16 protein-coding genes are annotated in these 17,042 nt (G+C 73.4%); 7 read left to right on the top strand and 9 right to left on the bottom strand.

From position 1 onward, the window contains the following. Positions 1-92: 92 nt before the first annotated feature. The 3 genes from JHAT_RS05890 to JHAT_RS05880 all read right to left on the bottom strand — a co-directional run bounded on the left by JHAT_RS05890 (position 93) and on the right by JHAT_RS05880 (position 3,418). Entirely contained in the window at positions 93-1,751 is a 1,659-nt protein-coding gene (locus JHAT_RS05890; RefSeq protein WP_077797008.1) for a phospho-sugar mutase, read from the bottom strand. 310 nt (positions 1,752-2,061) lie between these two features. Continuing rightward, positions 2,062-2,886, bottom strand: a complete 825-nt coding sequence (locus JHAT_RS05885) for a purine-nucleoside phosphorylase (protein WP_077797007.1) — start codon at positions 2,884-2,886, stop codon at positions 2,062-2,064. A 94-nt stretch (positions 2,887-2,980) separates the two neighbouring features. Next, the gene (locus JHAT_RS05880; protein ID WP_077796954.1) at positions 2,981-3,418 is read right to left on the bottom strand and encodes a gamma-glutamylcyclotransferase; all 438 of its coding nucleotides are present in this window, start codon (positions 3,416-3,418) and stop codon (positions 2,981-2,983) included. Positions 3,419-3,504: 86 nt separating this feature from the next. Between JHAT_RS05880 and JHAT_RS05875 the strand changes: the two genes are divergently transcribed. Then, the gene (locus JHAT_RS05875; RefSeq protein ID WP_171990763.1) at positions 3,505-4,953 is read left to right on the top strand and encodes an NAD(P)H-quinone dehydrogenase; all 1,449 of its coding nucleotides are present in this window, start codon (positions 3,505-3,507) and stop codon (positions 4,951-4,953) included. Positions 4,954-5,121: 168 nt separating this feature from the next. Then, complete coding sequence (locus JHAT_RS05870; RefSeq protein ID WP_077796953.1) at positions 5,122-6,102, top strand: DeoR/GlpR family DNA-binding transcription regulator; 981 nt, start codon at positions 5,122-5,124, stop codon at positions 6,100-6,102. Between the two features lie 106 nt (positions 6,103-6,208). Here the strand turns inward: JHAT_RS05870 and JHAT_RS05865 are convergent, their stop codons facing one another. Beyond that, positions 6,209-7,981, bottom strand: a complete 1,773-nt coding sequence (locus JHAT_RS05865; RefSeq protein WP_077796952.1) for a biotin carboxylase N-terminal domain-containing protein — start codon at positions 7,979-7,981, stop codon at positions 6,209-6,211. Between the two features lie 374 nt (positions 7,982-8,355). On the opposite strand from JHAT_RS05865, the gene JHAT_RS05860 reads away from it, so the two are divergent. Further along, positions 8,356-8,835: a hypothetical protein gene (locus tag JHAT_RS05860; RefSeq protein WP_077796951.1), complete on the top strand. Its 480-nt coding sequence runs from the start codon at positions 8,356-8,358 to the stop codon at positions 8,833-8,835. On the opposite strand, the gene JHAT_RS05855 is transcribed toward JHAT_RS05860, so the two are convergent. The 4 genes from JHAT_RS05855 to JHAT_RS05840 form a co-directional block, all read right to left on the bottom strand. Continuing rightward, positions 8,804-9,424 (bottom strand): nucleoside triphosphate pyrophosphatase, encoded by a 621-nt coding sequence (locus JHAT_RS05855; protein WP_077796950.1) that lies wholly within the window; start codon positions 9,422-9,424, stop codon positions 8,804-8,806. The genes JHAT_RS05860 and JHAT_RS05855 overlap by 32 nt on opposite strands. Positions 9,425-9,456: 32 nt before the next feature. Continuing rightward, complete coding sequence (gene mmpB, locus JHAT_RS35715) at positions 9,457-9,585, bottom strand: morphogenic membrane protein MmpB (RefSeq protein WP_077796949.1); 129 nt, start codon at positions 9,583-9,585, stop codon at positions 9,457-9,459. A gap of 133 nt (positions 9,586-9,718) precedes the next feature. Further along, positions 9,719-9,928 carry an acyl-CoA carboxylase subunit epsilon gene (locus JHAT_RS05845; protein ID WP_077796948.1) on the bottom strand — a complete coding sequence of 70 codons (210 nt, stop codon included), beginning with the start codon at positions 9,926-9,928 and terminating at the stop codon, positions 9,719-9,721. A 9-nt stretch (positions 9,929-9,937) separates the two neighbouring features. Continuing rightward, positions 9,938-11,539: an acyl-CoA carboxylase subunit beta gene (locus tag JHAT_RS05840; RefSeq protein ID WP_077796947.1), complete on the bottom strand. Its 1,602-nt coding sequence runs from the start codon at positions 11,537-11,539 to the stop codon at positions 9,938-9,940. 110 nt (positions 11,540-11,649) lie between these two features. Between JHAT_RS05840 and JHAT_RS05835 the strand changes: the two genes are divergently transcribed. Beyond that, positions 11,650-12,516 (top strand): biotin--[acetyl-CoA-carboxylase] ligase, encoded by an 867-nt coding sequence (locus JHAT_RS05835; RefSeq protein WP_077796946.1) that lies wholly within the window; start codon positions 11,650-11,652, stop codon positions 12,514-12,516. A 484-nt stretch (positions 12,517-13,000) separates the two neighbouring features. Then, the gene (locus JHAT_RS05830) at positions 13,001-14,140 is read left to right on the top strand and encodes an adenylate/guanylate cyclase domain-containing protein (protein WP_077796945.1); all 1,140 of its coding nucleotides are present in this window, start codon (positions 13,001-13,003) and stop codon (positions 14,138-14,140) included. A 14-nt stretch (positions 14,141-14,154) separates the two neighbouring features. Here JHAT_RS05830 and JHAT_RS05825 read toward each other — a convergent pair whose 3' ends face one another. Beyond that, positions 14,155-14,772, bottom strand: coding sequence for a hypothetical protein (locus JHAT_RS05825; protein ID WP_253195405.1), 618 nt, complete (start codon positions 14,770-14,772; stop codon positions 14,155-14,157). 216 nt (positions 14,773-14,988) lie between these two features. On the opposite strand from JHAT_RS05825, the gene JHAT_RS05820 reads away from it, so the two are divergent. Both JHAT_RS05820 and JHAT_RS05815 read left to right on the top strand, forming a co-directional pair. Then, positions 14,989-15,789 carry an enoyl-CoA hydratase/isomerase family protein gene (locus JHAT_RS05820; RefSeq protein WP_077796944.1) on the top strand — a complete coding sequence of 267 codons (801 nt, stop codon included), beginning with the start codon at positions 14,989-14,991 and terminating at the stop codon, positions 15,787-15,789. A 71-nt stretch (positions 15,790-15,860) separates the two neighbouring features. Continuing rightward, entirely contained in the window at positions 15,861-17,009 is a 1,149-nt protein-coding gene (locus tag JHAT_RS05815) for a sensor domain-containing diguanylate cyclase (protein WP_171990762.1), read from the top strand. Positions 17,010-17,042: the final 33 nt, after the last annotated feature.

Below are 17,042 nucleotides of genomic sequence, written 5' to 3'. Positions count from 1 at the left end.
CCGCCGGGTGGGGGCACCCCATCGTCGGGGCCGGGGCCGGGGCCGGGGCCGGGGCCGGGGTCAGGGCCCGGGCGGAAGCCTGAAGGCTCCTGTCAGATGCCCGCCGCTGCCGAGAGGTCCTGCTTCAGTGCCGCCAGCAGCTCCGTCGCCCTCGCGCGGGCCTCGGGGAGGCCGGTGTGCGCGGCGACCGGGACGACGACCTCCAGGTAGCACTTCAGCTTGGGCTCCGTGCCGCTCGGGCGGACGATCACCCGGGCGCCGTCGAGCGTGTAGCGCAGGCCGTCCGTGGGCGGGAGCGTGTCCGTGCCCCGGGTGAGGTCCTCGGCCTTCGTGACCGGCAGACCGGCGAGGCGCGTGGGGGGCTGCTCGCGCAGGCGGTGCATCGCGGCGGCGATCAGGGAGAGGTCCTCGACGCGGACCGAGAGCTGGTCGGTGGCGTGCAGGCCGTGCTCCACGGCGAGGTCGTCGAGGAGGTCCAGGAGGGTGCGGCCCTCCGCCTTGAGGACGGAGGCGAGTTCCGTGACCAGCAGCGCCGCGGTGATGCCGTCCTTGTCGCGGACGCCCTCCGGGTCGACGCAGTAGCCGAGGGCCTCCTCGTAGCCGTAGCGGATGTTCTCCACGCGGGCGATCCACTTGAAGCCGGTCAGGGTCTCCTCGTACGGCAGGCCCGCCTTCTCGGCGATGCGGCCGAGGAGGGAGGAGGAGACGATCGACTCGGCGAACGTGCCGTGCGCTCCGCGGGCGACCAGGTGGGCGGCGAGGAGCGCACCGACCTCGTCGCCGCGGAGCATGCGCCAGTCGGTGCCGTCGTGCACCGCGACGGCGCAGCGGTCGGCGTCCGGGTCGTTGGCGATGACCAGGTCCGGGCCGGTCTCGCGGGCCTTCGCGAAGGCCAGGTCCATCGCACCGGGCTCTTCCGGGTTGGGGAAGGCGACGGTGGGGAAGTCCGGGTCGGGATCGGCCTGCTCGGCGACGAGGACCGGCTCCGGGAAACCGGCGCGGGCGAAGGCGGCGAGGAGGGCGTCCTTGCCGACGCCGTGCATCGCCGTGTAGACGGTGCGGGCGGTACGGGGGGAGCCGGGGGAGAGGACCGCGTCCGTGCGGGCGAGGTAGGCGTCCAGGACGTCGTCGCCCAGGGTCTGCCAGCCGGTGGTGGGGCGGGGGACGTCGTCCAGGGAACGGACGGCGTCGATCTCCGCGGCGATGCCGGCGTCGGCGGGGGGCACGATCTGGGAGCCGTCGCCGAGGTAGACCTTGTAGCCGTTGTCGCGGGGCGGGTTGTGGCTGGCGGTGACCTCGACTCCGGCGACCGCGCCGAGGTGCCGGATGGCGAACGCCAGGACGGGGGTGGGGAGGGGGCGGGGGAGGACGGCCGCCCGCAGACCGGCGCCGGTCATGACGGCGGCGGTGTCGCGGGCGAAGTCCGCGGACTTGTGGCGGGCGTCGTAGCCGATGACGACGAGGCCGGCCGTGTCGTCCCCGTGGGGGGTCCCCTGCTTCTTGAGGTACGCGGCGAGGCCTGCGGCGGCCCGGATGACGACGGAGCGGTTCATGCGCATCGGACCGGCGCCCAGTTCGCCGCGCAGGCCCGCCGTGCCGAACTGGAGGGTGCCGGCGAAACGTGCGGCGAGCTCGGCGTGGTCCTCGGTGTCGATGAGCTTGGCGAGCTCCGCGCGGGTGTCCGCGTCGGGGTCCTCGGCCAGCCATGTCCTGGCGCGTGCGAGGAGGTCGTCGTCGTGCACGTCGGTCAGCCTCTCATGTGGTCGGTGGGGGGTCGGTCGTACGTGATGCCTGCGGCGCCTGTGCGGGTCCGGTGGGGGTGCGCGTGGCGCCTTGGGCGGTCTGTGGGGCGGGGCCGCGCCGGGGGTGTCCGTCCTCGGAACGGCGCGGAATCGGTTCCTCGACAGCAGGCGGGGCGTGGACGCGCCGACCGCTGCGGGCGGACACCCCCCGCACGTCCCCTTCCCGCCGTACGCGACTGACGGCCGTCACCCCGCTCGGGCGTACCCCCCAGTGCCCGAACGGTCGGGGAGGCGCCCCGGCAGCGCCGGGGCGCGTCGGCTACAGCCGGCCCAGTACCTGCGTCAGCAGCGCGCCCATCCGCGTCGCGGAATCGCGGCCCGCCTGGAGGACCTCCTCGTGGTTGAGGGGCTCGCCCGTCATGCCGGCGGCGAGGTTGGTCACCAGCGAGATGCCCAGCACCTCCGCGCCGGCCTCGCGGGCGGCGATCGCCTCCAGGACCGTCGACATGCCCACCAGGTCGGCACCGATGACGCGGGCCATGCGGATCTCGGCCGGGGTCTCGTAGTGCGGGCCGGGGAACTGGGCGTAGACGCCCTCCTCCAGCGTGGGGTCCACCTCCTTGCACAGGGCGCGCAGGCGGGGGGAGTAGAGGTCGGTGAGGTCGACGAAGTTCGCGCCCACGATGGGGGAGGTGGCGGTGAGGTTGATGTGGTCGCTGATCAGGACCGGCTGGCCGGGGCGCATGCCCTCGCGCAGGCCGCCGCAGCCGTTGGTCAGGATGATCGTCTTGGCGCCGGCGGCGACGGCCGTGCGGACGCCGTGGGAGACGGCGGCCACGCCGTGGCCCTCGTAGTAGTGGGTGCGGCCCAGGAAGACCAGCGCGCGCTTGTCGCCGATGGAGTACGAGCGGATCCTGCCGCCGTGACCCTCCACTGCGGGCTTGGGGAAGCCCGGCAGGTCGGTGACCTGGAGATCGGCCTCGGGGTCGCCCAGGGCGTCCACGGCCGGTGCCCAGCCGGAGCCCATCACGAGGGCTACGTCGTGGGTCTCGGCGCCGGTGAGTTCGCGCAGGCGGGCCGCGGCGGCGTCGGCGGCGGCGTAGGGGTCGCCCTGGATGTCGTCCGGAAGAAGAGATGCGTTCACGCCGATGAGGGTAGCCGGTTTGCGCCTACGCGCGTAGATGACGGAGCTCACGGGATCGTGATTGTTGTTTTGTCGTTTCCGACGAGGGCGCCGCTCAGCAGGGGCGCTTGCGGAGCTCCATGACGTAGTCGTGGGGCGCGCCCGCCGATTCCGCCGCGTCGGCCACCTCACCCAGGTAGCGGGCGGAGGGCAGGCCGCCCTCGTAGGCGTTCAGGACGTACGTCCAGGCGCCCTCCTCGCCGTCCAGGGTGTGGACGCGCACGCGCACGCGGCGGTATATGTCCAGGCCCACGCCCTCCCAGCGGTCGAGCGAGTCCTCGTCCATCGGGGCGAGGTCGTACAGGGCGACGAAGACCTGGGAGAGCGGGTCCTCCACCAGGGTCGCGAGCGCGCCCTCCCAGCCCATGTGCTCGCCCCCGAAGGTCAGCCGCCACCCGTTCAGCCAGCCGGTGGCACGCAGCGGCGAGTGCGGGGCGCGACGGGTCATCAACCGCGCGTCGAGGTTGCCGGCGTATGCGGCGTAGAGCGACATGGGGGAGAGCGTACGGCAGGCGTCCCGGGTGTCGCCGTCGTCACAGACGTGCCCCCGGACGGTCCCCCGTCGTGCGGTGCGGGACAATGGAGTACGTGACTCGGATCGTGATCATCGGTGGCGGACCCGGCGGATACGAAGCGGCCCTGGTGGCCGCGCAGCTCGGCGCGGAGGTGACCGTCGTCGACTGCGACGGCCTGGGCGGGGCGTCGGTGCTGACCGACTGCGTGCCGTCCAAGACTCTGATCGCCACGGCCGAGGTGATGACCACCTTCGACTCCTCGTACGAGGAGCTGGGGATCATCGTCGCCGACGACACCCCGCCCATGGAGCAGGCCGCCCGGGTGGTCGGCGTGGACCTGGGCAAGGTCAACCGGCGTGTGAAGCGGCTCGCGCTGGCGCAGTCCCACGACATCACCGCCTCCGTGACGCGCGCGGGCGCGCGGGTCGTGCGCGGGCGCGGACGGCTGGAGGGCATGCAGGCCCTCGACGGGTCGCGGAAGGTCGTGGTGCGGGCCGCCGACGGGAGCGAGGAGACGCTGACCGCGGACGCGGTGCTGATCGCGACCGGCGGGCACCCGAGGGAGCTCCCCGACGCGCGGCCCGACGGTGAGCGCATCCTCAACTGGACCCAGGTCTACGACCTGGAGGAGCTGCCGGAGGAGCTCATCGTCGTCGGCTCCGGTGTGACCGGTGCCGAGTTCGCCGGCGCCTACCAGGCGCTGGGGTCCAAGGTGACGCTCGTGTCCTCGCGCGACCGGGTGCTGCCCGGCGAGGACCCGGACGCCGCCGCCGTCCTGGAGGACGTGTTCCGACGGCGCGGGATGAACGTCATGGCGCGGTCGCGGGCCCAGTCCGCCAAGCGCGTCGGGGACCGGGTGGAGGTGACGCTGGCCGACGGGCGCGTCATCACCGGGTCGCACTGCCTGATGGCCGTCGGCGCCATCCCCAACACCGAGGGCATGGGCCTGGAGGAGGCCGGGGTCAAGCTCAAGGACTCCGGGCACATCCGGACCGACCGGGTGTCGAGGACCTCGGCTCCCGGCGTGTACGCCGCCGGTGACGTCACCGGTGTCTTCGCGCTGGCCTCGGTGGCGGCGATGCAGGGACGCATCGCCATGTACCACTTCCTCGGCGACGCGGTGACCCCGCTGAACCTCAAGACCGTCTCCGCCAACGTCTTCACCGACCCCGAGATCGCCACCGTCGGCTACTCGCAGGCCGACGTGGACGCGGGCAAGATCGACGCCCGGGTGGTGAAACTGCCCCTGCTGCGCAACCCGCGCGCCAAGATGCAGGGCATCCGGGACGGCTTCGTCAAGATCTTCTGCCGGCCCGGCACCGAGATCGTGGTCGGCGGTGTGGTGGTGGCGCCGCGCGCCTCCGAGCTCATCCACCCCATCTCGATCGCCGTCGACAACAACCTGACGGTCGAGCAGATCGCGAACGCCTTCACGGTCTACCCCTCCCTTTCGGGATCGGTCGCCGAGGTGGCGCGGCAGCTGCACACCCGGAAGACCAACGGAGAGGGCTGACGCGGCCGGAACCGGTCCCCGTCGGTCACGGGGAGTCGCGGGGCCCGCGGGTGGCAGGGGCGTCCGGAGTGAGCGCGTATACCACTTCCGTCCCTGCCGTGCGAACAACTTCTGTTATCCGGCGCATACTGCTGAAAGCAGACGGTCGTTGGGGTTACTGTCAGTTTCGTGTTCGCTGCAGAACGTCGCCAATTGATCCTCGAAATGGTGCGAGCGAACGGGGCCGTGTCGCTCCGTGAGCTCGCCCGCGTCGTCCAGACCTCCGAAGTGACCGTACGGCGGGACGTGCGCGCACTGGAGGCAGAAGGACTCCTCGACCGCCGGCACGGCGGTGCGGTACTGCCGGGCGGGTTCACGCGGGAGTCCGGCTTTCCGCAGAAGTCCCATCTCGCGACCGCCGAGAAGACGGCCATCGCCGACCTCGCCGCGGGCCTCGTCGAAGAGGGCGAGGCCATCGTGGTGGGGGCGGGGACCACCACCCAGGAGCTGGCGCGCCGGCTCGCGCGGGTGCCCGGGCTGACCGTCGTCACCAACTCGCTGCTGGTGGCCCAGGCCCTCGCCCACGCCAACCGCGTCGAGGTCGTCATGACCGGCGGCACGCTGCGGGGGTCCAACTACGCCCTGGTCGGCAGCGGCGCCGAGCAGTCCCTCCAGGGGCTGCGGGTGTCCAAGGCCTTCCTGTCCGGCAGCGGTCTGACGGCGGAGCGGGGCCTGTCGACGTCCAACATGCTGTCGGCGTCCGTCGACCGCGCGCTGGTGCAGGCCGCCGCCGAGGTCGTCGTCCTCGCCGACCACTCCAAGCTGGGCACGGACACCATGTTCCAGACCGTGCCGACGGACCTCATCACCCGCCTGGTGACGGACGATCCGCCCGGCCACGACGACCGCGCGGCCACGGAGCTCCAGGCCCTGGCCGACCAGGGCGTGCAGATCGCCGTGGCCGGGGCGCCGGGGGGTGCGGCCGACGCGGGAAATCACCAGGCCGCCCCGGCTGAGGCGGCTCCGGCACGGCAGCGCCGGGACGTGCCGCTGCCCGGGCCGCGCCGCCAGGTTCCCGGCGCGGGGGCGGCACTGCGGACGGCCACGGCGCTCGGCGAGCAGAACGCCGGGGCGGAGCGGGCCCGGGTCGCGGACCTGCGCCGGCGCTGAGGGGCCGCACGGGTCCGTCGCGTTCCCCGTGAGAACGGCGGGGCGCCCGGCGGACCGTGGGAGACGGTCCGCCGGGCGCCCCGGTCGTCCTGCTGTCGTGCGGGTGTCAGTCCTTGATCTCGCAGATCGCGGCGCCCGAGGTGACGGACGCACCGACCTCGGCGCCCAGGCCCTTGATGGTGCCGGACTTGTGGGCGTTGAGGGGCTGCTCCATCTTCATGGCCTCCAGGACGACGATCAGGTCGCCCTCCTGGACCTCCTGGCCCTCCTCCACCGCGACCTTCACGATCGTGCCCTGCATCGGCGAGGCGAGGGTGTCGCCGGAGGCCGTCGGGCCCGACTTCTTCGCCGCGCGGCGCTTCGGCTTGGCACCGGCCGCCAGACCGGTGCGGGCCAGCGACATGCCCAGCGACGCCGGGAGGGAGACCTCCAGGCGCTTGCCGCCGACCTCGACGACGACCGTCTCGCGGCCCGCGTCCTCTTCCGCCTCCACGTCCGCGGGGGCGGTGAACGGCTTGATCTCGTTGACGAACTCCGTCTCGATCCAGCGGGTGTGGACCGTGAAGGGGTCGGTGGAGCCGGTCAGCTCGGGGGCGAAGGCGGGGTCCCGGACGACCGCGCGGTGGAACGGGATGGCGGTGGCCATGCCCTCGACCTGGAACTCCTCCAGCGCGCGGGCGGCACGCTGCAGGGCCTCCTTGCGGGTGCGGCCGGTGACGATCAGCTTCGCCAGCAGCGAGTCCCACGCCGGGCCGATCACGCTGCCGGACTCCACGCCCGCGTCCAGGCGGACGCCGGGACCGGAGGGCGGGGCGAAGGTGGTGACGGTGCCGGGGGCCGGGAGGAAGTTCCGGCCCGGGTCCTCGCCGTTGATGCGGAACTCGAACGAGTGGCCGCGCAGCTCCGGGTCGCCGTAGCCGAGCTCCTCGCCGTCGGCGATGCGGAACATCTCGCGGACCAGGTCGATGCCCGCGACCTCCTCGGTGACCGGGTGCTCCACCTGGAGGCGCGTGTTGACCTCCAGGAAGGAGACGGTCCCGTCCGCGCCGACGAGGAACTCGACGGTGCCGGCACCGACGTAGCCGGCCTCCTTCAGGATCGCCTTGGAGGCGGAGTACAGCTCCTCCATCTGGGCGTCCGACAGGAAGGGCGCCGGGGCCTCCTCCACCAGCTTCTGGTGGCGGCGCTGCAGCGAGCAGTCACGGGTGGAGACCACGACCACGTTGCCGTGGCTGTCGGCCAGGCACTGGGTCTCCACGTGGCGGGGCTTGTCGAGGTAGCGCTCGACGAAGCACTCGCCGCGGCCGAACGCGGCCACCGCCTCACGCACGGCGGAGTCGTACAGCTCCGGCACCTCTTCGAGGGTGCGGGCGACCTTCAGGCCGCGTCCGCCGCCGCCGAAGGCCGCCTTGATGGCGATCGGCAGGCCGTGCTCCTTCGCGAAGGCCACGACCTCCTCCGCGCCCGAGACGGGGTCCGGGGTACCGGCGACCAGCGGAGCGCCGGCGCGCTGGGCGATGTGCCGGGCGGCGACCTTGTCACCCAGGTCGCGGATGGCCTGCGGCGGCGGGCCGATCCAGATGAGACCCGCGTCCAGGACCGCCTGCGCGAACTCGGCGTTCTCCGAGAGGAAGCCGTACCCGGGGTGGATGGCGTCCGCGCCCGACTCGCTCGCGGCCTTCAGCACCTTGGTGATGTCCAGGTAGCTGGTGGCGGGGGTGTCACCACCCAGGGCGAACGCCTCATCAGCGGCGCGGACATGCAGAGCGTCCCGGTCCGGGTCCGCGTAGACGGCCACGCTCGCGATCCCGGCGTCCCGGCAGGCCCGGGCCACGCGGACAGCGATTTCGCCACGGTTGGCGATGAGCACCTTGCGCACGATTGAGGCTCCCTCCTTGAAACAAGCCGAGTTTAGGGACTGCCGACACGGCACTTCGACCCGTCCCCAATGGTGAGCTTGCCCACACGGAGCGTGATTCGAGGCTCGCTCGACCCGCGAAAACCCTTGCCGCACCGCGATACGCAGCACTCCTCGGGCAAACCCTAGCCCTCCCATGTGGTCAAGGTCTCTATGAGAGCGTGCTGCGAGCCACTCCGTTTCTTTGTGGAGTCCCTACGAATGGCCCAATGATTCTTTGCTCGTGGCAGACCCCTTGTCGCGAGGTTTACCCGTTAGTAACGTTCGTGGGGTCTCGAACGTACTTGGGGTAACAGCTGTCCTGCGCGGCAGCGGTCGAAAGTGGGTGGGGACCGGTGAGGGTACGCAGACCGGTGGCGTGGACCGTGGCGGTCGTGCTCTTCGCGGAGGCGCTCGGCGTCGCCGCGCTGAACTGGTTCCTGGGGATCGTCGTCGACCGGCAGGACATGTCCCTGGCCGGTCTCGACCCGGACACGATGTCCGTGTCCTCGAAGATCGGCGGCGTCGTCTTCGGGCTCTACTTCGCGCTGTGCGGGCTGGTCGCCCTGCTCGTGGCGCTGCGCGACCGCCCGCCCGCGGGCCTCGGCCGGATCCTGCTGATCAGCGCGGCCGTGGTGCACGGGCTGCTCGGCGCCTTCACCTGGGGGCCGGTGGGCTGGAGCGCCTTCCTGTTCATGCTCCTCGTGCTGGGCCTCGTCGTGCTGCTGCTGATGACCTACGACGACCGGGAGGAGCCGGTCGCCGGTCCGGCCGGGGACGGCAAGGGCGACGGCGGGTCCCCGGTCAGTCCTCCGCCGGCGCCCACAGCTCCGTGATGCCGGTGCCGAGCTCGGCGAGCAGGCGCCGCAGGAGGGGCAGGCTGAGGCCGATCACGTTCCCGTGGTCGCCGTCGATGCCGTCGATGAACGGCGCCGAGCGGCCGTCCAGGGTGAAGGCCCCGGCGACGTGCAGCGGCTCGCCCGAGGCGACGTAGGCGGCGATCTCCTCGTCGCTCGGCTCGCCGAAGCGGACGACGGTGGAGGCGATGGCCGAGACGTGGCGGCCGGTGGCGGTGTCCCAGACGCAGTGGCCGGTCTGCAGCGTGCCCGCGCGCCCGCGCATCGCCTTCCAGCGGGCGGTGGCCTCCTCGGCGTCGGCGGGCTTGCCGAGGGCCCGGCCGTCCAGGTCCAGCACCGAGTCGCAGCCGATCACCAGGGCGCCGTGCACCTCGGGCTTCGCGGCCACGACGGAGGCCTTGGCCTCGGCGAGCGCGAGGGCCAGCTCGGCGGGGGTCGGGGCGGTCACGGCGTCCTCGTCGACGCCGCTGACGAGCACCTCGGGGGCGAGCCCGGCCTGGCGGAGCAGCCCGAGCCGGGCGGGGGACTGGGAGGCGAGGACGAGACGCCGGCGGCGCTGAGCAGTCATGGGGCCAGGTTAGCCACCCGGACGGCGCCGGCTCACCCCAGGCCGATCACGATCATCGCCAGCACCATGGCCGTGGCCAGGAGAACGCTCAGCCGCCGCAGCATGTGCTGCATGTCGCGCAGCTCTTCGGGCGGCTCGTTCTCGGGGTCGGACCACAGCATTCCACCAGCGTGCGGCCGAGCACGGGGGCGGCGCTTGAGTACGGGTACTCATTTGGGGCGCGGGGTTTCTCCTGCGTGCACCCGCGCGGCGAAACCGCACCTCGGCACGGCCCCGCGCCCCTGGGGGTCCTCCCTACGCCGGCCAGTACGTACGGCCCCAGGACGCCGGCCCCGGCTGGGGCAGCGTGCGGGCCGCGATGCGGGACGGGTCGGACCACGCGTCCCTGGCGGCCGGTGCGCCGGACGGCTCGGGCAGGGCCGTCACGGCGCGGGCTCGGACCACCGCCAGGGCGGCGGCGAGCTCCTCGGGGGTCGGGTTGCCCCGCACGACCTTGATCGTCACGTCGGCTCCTTACAGGGGGATGTTGCCGTGCTTCTTCGGAGGCAGGGATTCCCGCTTGGTGCGCAGTTGACGCAGGCCGCGGACGATGTGGCGGCGGGTGTCGGACGGCATGATCACCGCGTCCACGTAGCCGCGCTCGGCCGCCGTGTAGGGGTTGAGGAGGGTGTCCTCGTACTCCTGGATCAGGCGGGCGCGGACGGCCTCGACGTCCTCGCCGTTCGCCTCGGCCTCGGCGAGGGTGCGACGGTGCAGGATGTTGACGGCGCCCTGGGCGCCCATCACGGCGATCTGGGCGGTGGGCCAGGCCAGGTTGAGGTCGGCGCCCAGGTGCTTGGAGCCCATGACGTCGTAGGCGCCGCCGAAGGCCTTGCGGGTGATGACGGTGATCAGCGGGACCGTGGCCTCGGCGTAGGCGTAGATCAGCTTGGCGCCGCGGCGGATGATGCCGTCGTGCTCCTGGCCGACGCCGGGCAGGAAGCCGGGGACGTCGACGAAGGTGATGACGGGCACGTTGAAGGCGTCGCAGGTGCGCACGAAGCGGGCGGCCTTCTCGGACGCGGTGATGTCCAGGCAGCCGGCGAACTGCATCGGCTGGTTGGCGACGATGCCGACGGGCCGGCCCTCGACCCGGCCGAAGCCGGTGAGGATGTTCGGCGCGAACAGCGGCTGCGTCTCGAAGAACTCGGCGTCGTCGAGGACGTGTTCGATCACCGTGTGCATGTCGTACGGCTGGTTCGCCGAGTCCGGGACGAGCGTGTCCAGCTCGCGGTCCTCGTCGGTGAGGGCCAGGTCCGCCTCCTCCGGGAACGCCGGGGGCTCGGAGAGGTTGTTGGACGGCAGGTACGACAGCAGCTGCTTGACGTACTCGATGGCGTCCTTCTCGTCGCCGGCCATGTGGTGGGCCACGCCCGAGGTCGAGTTGTGGGTGCGGGCGCCGCCCAGCTCCTCGAAGCCGACGTCCTCGCCGGTGACCGTCTTGATGACGTCCGGACCGGTGATGAACATGTGGGACGTCTGGTCGACCATGACCGTGAAGTCGGTGATCGCGGGGGAGTACACCGCGCCGCCCGCGCACGGACCGACGACCAGGCTGATCTGCGGGATCACGCCGGAGGCGTGGGTGTTGCGGCGGAAGATCTCGCCGTAGGCGCCGAGGGAGGCCACGCCCTCCTGGATGCGGGCGCCGCCGGAGTCGTTGATGCCGATGACCGGGCAGCCGGTCTTCAGCGCGAAGTCCATGACCTTGACGATCTTCTGGCCGTAGACCTCGCCGAGGGCACCGCCGAAGACGGTGAAGTCCTGGGAGAACACCGCGACCGGGCGGCCGTCGACCGTGCCGTAGCCGGTGACGACGCCGTCCCCGTAGGGGCGGTTCCTCTCCAGGCCGAAGTTGGTGGACCGGTGCTGGGCGAACTCGTCCAGCTCGACGAAGGACCCCTCGTCGAGCAGGAGGTCGATCCGCTCACGCGCCGTCAGTTTGCCCTTGGCGTGCTGCTTCTCGACCGCGCGTTCCGAACCGGCGTGCGTAGCCTCCTGGATACGGCGCTGGAGATCCGCGAGCTTGCCCGCGGTCGTGTGGATGTCAGGCTGCTGCTCTTCCGGCTCGGACATCGGGATGCGGCTCCCTGCCTGCTCAAAAGGGGGGACGGTTACTCATCCGTAGAGTAGTAGGGGGTCCTCCGATCGGCAGTGCGGTCTTTCCCACACCTAGTGTGGGTTGCATGACACCCCGAGATGCCTCCGACCCCTCGCCCAGCCGTTGGTCCGACCTGGACCGGCCGCCCCTCAACGTCACGGCACTGCGCCGGGGACTGGTGCGCGAGGGCGGGCTGTGGCGCCGGGTGGACGTGGTGCAGCGCACCGGGTCCACCAACACCGACCTCGTGGCGCTCGCCGCCGGGGGGAAGGCGGACGAGGGCGCCGTGCTGGTCGCCGAGGAGCAGACGGCCGCGCGGGGGCGGCTCGACCGGCAGTGGACGGCGCCGGCCCGCTCCGGTCTCTTCTTCTCCGTGCTGCTGCGGCCCGTGGAGGTGCCGGTGGACCGCTGGGGCTGGCTGCCGCTGCTCACCGGCGTCGCGGTGGCGACCGGGCTGTCCCGGGCGGCGGGGGTGGACACGGCCCTGAAGTGGCCCAACGACCTGCTCGTCACGGTGGACGGCGAGGAACGCAAGGCCGGCGGGATCCTGGCGGAGCGGGCCGGCGACGGCGGGGTGGTCGTCGGCGTCGGCATCAACGTCACCCTGCGGGCGGACGAGCTGCCCGTCCCGCGTGCCGGGTCGCTGGCGCTGGCCGGGGCCGTGAGCACGGACCGGGATCCGCTGCTGCGGGGGGTGCTGCGGGCGCTGGAGGACTGGTACGGGCGGTGGCGGTCGGCCGGGGGCGACCCGGCGGTGAGCGGGCTGCAGGAGGCGTACGCGGCGGGGTGCGCGACGCTCGGCCGGATGGTGCGGGCGGAGCTGCCGGGGGACCGGGCGCTGGTGGGGGAGGCGGTGGCCGTGGACGGGGACGGGCGGCTGGTGCTGGCCACGGAGGAGGGGGCGCGGGAGCCGGTGGGGGCGGGGGACATCGTGCACTTGCGGTTGGCCTGAGGGGGGCGGGTTGCCTGCGGCGCTTGGGCGGGGGTGCCTGCGGCGGTCTGTGCGGGTTGCCTGCGGCGCTTGGGCGGGGTGCCTGCGGCGGTCTGTGCGGGTTTGGTGGGGGTGTGCGTGGCGCCTTGGGTGGTCTGGGGTTCGGGGCCGCGTCGGGGGGTGTCCGTCCTCGGAACGGCGCGGAATCGGTTCCTCGAGAGCAGGCGGGGCGTGGACGCGCCGACCGCTGCGGGCGGACACCCCCCGACACGTCCCCTTCGCGCCGTACGCGGCTGACGGCCGTCACCCCGCTCGGGCGTACCGGCCGTGCGGTGCCGCGTGGCTGCGGGCGGCCGGGGAGGCGCCACGGTGGTGCCGGGGCGTGTGATCCGACCCGTGTCCGTGCCCGTGCCGGGAGGCGGCTCGCGGGAGTGAGCTGGGGCACACCTGACGTAAAGTTGGGGCCGGTCGAACCTGACCGCGGCAGATCGGAAGGGCAGCAGGCGTGACCGTCGACGACACGGGCTCCGGCGCGGACGGGGACGGCCGGGTGGACCCCGAGCCCGGCCCGGATCCCGCCGACTCCGGCGAGGACCCGCTCGCACTGCGCCTCGAAGGGCTCATCCTGGGCGCCGAGCGCCGCTACACCCCCTTCCAGGCCGCCCGCAGCGCGGGCGTCTCCATGGAGCTGGCCTCCCGCTTCTGGCGGGCCATGGGCTTCGCCGACATAGGCCAGGCCAAGGCGCTCACCGAGGCCGACGTCCTGGCCCTGCGGCGTCTGGCCGGTCTGGTGGAGGCGGGACTGCTCAGCGAGGCCATGGCCGTGCAGGTGGCCCGGTCCACCGGGCAGACCACCGCCCGGTTGGCCGAATGGCAGATCGACTCCTTCCTGGAGGGTCTGACCGAGCCGCCGGAGCCGGGGATGACCCGCACCGAGGTGACGTATCCGCTGGTCGAGCTGCTGCTGCCGGAGCTGGAGGAGTTCCTCGTCTACGTCTGGCGTCGTCAGCTCGCCGCCGCGACCGGCCGGGTCGTGCAGGCCGGCGACGACGAGGAGATGGTGGACCGGCGGCTCGCGGTCGGCTTCGCCGACCTGGTCGGCTTCACGCGGCTGACCCGCCGGATGGAGGAGGAGGAGCTCGGCGAGCTCGTCGAGGCCTTCGAGACCACCGCCGCCGACCTGGTGGCCGCCCGCGGGGGGCGCCTGATCAAGACCCTCGGCGACGAGGTGCTGTACGCCGCCGACGACGCGGGTACCGCCGCCGAGATCGCGCTGCGCCTGATCGAGACGATGGCGAACGACGAGACCATGCCGGAGCTGCGTGTCGGCCTCGCCTTCGGCACGGTGACCACCCGTATGGGCGATGTGTTCGGCACGACCGTGAACCTGGCCTCCCGGCTCACCTCGATAGCCCCCAAGGACGCCGTGCTCATCGACTCCGCCTTCGCCGAGGAGCTGATCCGCACCAAGGACGCCCCGGCCTCCGAGGCGGAAGCGGCCGAGGAGGCCGCCGCGGCGGAGAAGGAGGGCGAGGAGCCGCCGGCGTACCGCTTCGCGCTCCAGCCGATGTGGCAGCGGCCGGTGCGTGGTCTCGGCGTGGTCGAGCCGTGGCTCCTCACCCGGCGGGGCGACGCCGGGGACTGAGGGCCGGGCGGTGGTCAGCCGTCGCCGTCCAGCAGGTCCACGCACAGGCCGATCAGCGGTATGCACAGTCCCCCCGGGGGCTCCGGTTCCGGAGCGGGGGGCGTGGTGCGGCTCGGGGCGGGCGTGGGTGTGGGGTGCGGGGCGGGTGTGCTGGTCTGCGGCGCGGGGGGCGTCGGGTCCTCGGTGCCGGTGTCCGGTGTGTCCGGTGTGTGCGGGGGTTCCGGGGTGGCCGGGGCGGTCGTCGAGCCCGTTGTCGACGGATCCGGCGCGGCCGGCGTCGGGGAGCCGCTCGCGGAGGGGCTCGGTATCGGGCCGCTCGGTCCGGGGAACGCGCTCGCGCCGCCCATGACGGACGTCGCCGACGGACTCACCGCGGGCGTGGCGCCGTGGTCCGTGCCGGTGTCGCCCCTGTCGTTCCCGCGCGTCTCCACGCGTGGTGCGGCCTCGGCGGTGGAGCCGTCGAATCCGCCGCCCCCGGGCTCGGGGACCAGGCGCACGAGGCTGAGGGCGCCGGCCGCCAGGGCCAGGCCGCCGGCCGCGAGGAGGGCCTTGCGGGGGCGTGGCCGGCGGTGACGGCCCCGGATCCGGGGAAGCCGAGGTCGCGGTGTGGTCGGCGTGTCCGTCGTCGTCATGTTCCCTCCCCGGTGCGCAGGTGCCCCCCGCCGCTGCGCTTGGCGAGCGACCATAGGCGCTGCGGGGTGCCGGGACGGGGGCATCGACCGGATGTCACTCGAACGGGTGGACGGAGGCGGGGTGTCACGGTGGTACGCGCCCGGCCTTTTCCCGCGCGTCCGCACCTGCGATGATCGGGCGGTCGAGTTGTTAACCCACGTTAACCGGAGGGTGTCATGAGCGAGGAGCGGTTCGGAGAGTTCGTCCTGGTGCGGCGGCACGGGGACGGGCACGTCGCGGAGCTCGCCCTCGACCGGCCGAAGGCCATGAACGCCGTCTCGACCGCGATGGCCCGGTCCGTCGGCGCGGCCTGCGCGGCGCTGGGCGAGGACCGGGACGTACGGGTGGTGGTGCTGACCTCGACGCACGAGCGGGCGTTCTGTGTCGGCGCCGACCTGAAGGAGCGCAACTCCTTCTCCGACGCCGATCTGCTGCGCCAGCGGCCGGTGACGCGGGGCGCGTACACCGCGGTGCTGGAGCTGCCGCAGCCGACGGTCGCGGCCGTGCACGGGTTCGCGCTCGGCGGCGGGTTCGAGCTGGCGCTGTCGTGCGACGTGATCGTGGCCGACCGCACGGCGGTGGTGGGGCTGCCCGAGGTGTCGGTCGGGGTGATCCCGGGCGGTGGCGGCACGCAGCTGCTGCCGCGCCGGGTGGGGGCGGCGCGCGCCGCCGAGCTGGTGTTCACGGCGCGGCGGGTGGAGGCCGCGGAGGCGCGCGAGCTGGGTCTCGTCGACCAGCTGGTGGACGAGGGGCGGGACCGCGAGGAGGCGCTCGGCCTGGCGTCCCGGATGGCCGCGAACTCGCCCGTGGGCCTGCGGGCGGCCAAGCGGGCGCTGCGGCTCGGTCACGGGCTGGACCTGCGGGCCGGCCTGGAGGTCGAGGACGCGGCGTGGCGGTCGGTGGCCTTCTCCGGGGACCGCGCGGAGGGCGTCGCTGCGTTCAACGAGAAGCGGGCGCCGCGCTGGCCCGGGGAGTGAGCGGGCGCGGACCGGTCCCCGTTCGCGTCGTCCATGTCCACTTTTGGGTAGAACGTCCCTAGCCTGGAGTGATGGGTGAGGACAGTCGGCTCACGGCCGTCGTGGCGTTGGCGCAGGGCATGGCCGCCGCACACAGCTCGCGGGAGGTGTGGCGGGCGGCGGCCGTCGGCGCGTGCCGGGCGCTGGGCGGCAGCTTCGCGGCCCTGTCGGTGTGGGAGCGCGAGCTCGGCCGGCTCCGGGTCCTGGTGAACGTGGGCGAGCGGGCCGAGGGCGAGGAGGAGTTCCCCGAGGACGAGTCCTACCCCGTGCACCAGTTCGCGGAGATCACCGAGTTCCTGCACGAGCGCTGGGCCGGCGGCGGCGAGCCCGACGCCTGGGTCGAGACGGCCGAGGGGCCCGCGGCGGGGAGCCCCGGGTACGTCCATCAGCGCGTCGCGGCCCTGCGCCGCCGCGGGCGCGGCTGCTGCGTGGTCGCGCCGATCGTGCTGCACGGCCGCGCCTGGGGCGAGCTGTACGTGGCCCGTCCGGTGGACGAGCCCGTGTTCGCGCGGGGCGACGCCGACTTCGCCACCGTCCTGGCCTCGGTCGTGGCCGCCGGGATCGCGCAGACCGAGCGGCTGGAGGAGGTCCGGCGCCTCGCGTACACCGACGCGCTCACGGGACTCGCCAACCGCAGGGCGGTGGACTCCCGTCTGGACGAGGCGGTGGAGCGGCACCGCGAGGAGGGCGTCGTCGTCAGTCTCGTCGTGTGCGACCTCAACGGGCTCAAGCGGGTGAACGACACCCACGGGCACGCCGTCGGCGACCGGCTCCTGGAGCGTTTCGGGTCGGTGCTGTCGCTGTGCGGGGCCATGCTGCCGGGGGCGCTCGCGGCCCGACTCGGCGGCGACGAGTTCTGCCTGCTCGCGGTCGGGCCGTCCGCCGACGCGGTGGTCAAGGCGGCGGAGGAGCTGTGCCGCCGGGCGGCCGAGCTGGAGCTCGGCGACGGCGTGGCCTGCGGGGTCGCCTCCACCGAGGATCCCGTGGGACCCGTCCGCTCCGCCCGCCGGCTGTTCCGGCTGGCCGACGCCGCGCAGTACCGGGCCAAGGCCGAGCGGGCCGACCGGCCGGTCGTGGCCGGCCGCGAGGGACCCGACGACCCCGTCGTCCGTCTGGCGGACGAGCCGCCCCGGGAGGAGGACGGGGAGCGGCGCCGCTTCCGCGGGCGGCATTCGCCCTAGGCGTGCGGCTGGGGGGGGCGGTCGGAAGGACGT

This window comes from Streptomyces sp. JHA26 (assembly GCF_002005565.1).
Classification (GTDB): Bacteria; Actinomycetota; Actinomycetes; order Streptomycetales; family Streptomycetaceae; genus Streptomyces.
This window is presented reverse-complemented; position numbering and strand designations above follow the sequence as displayed.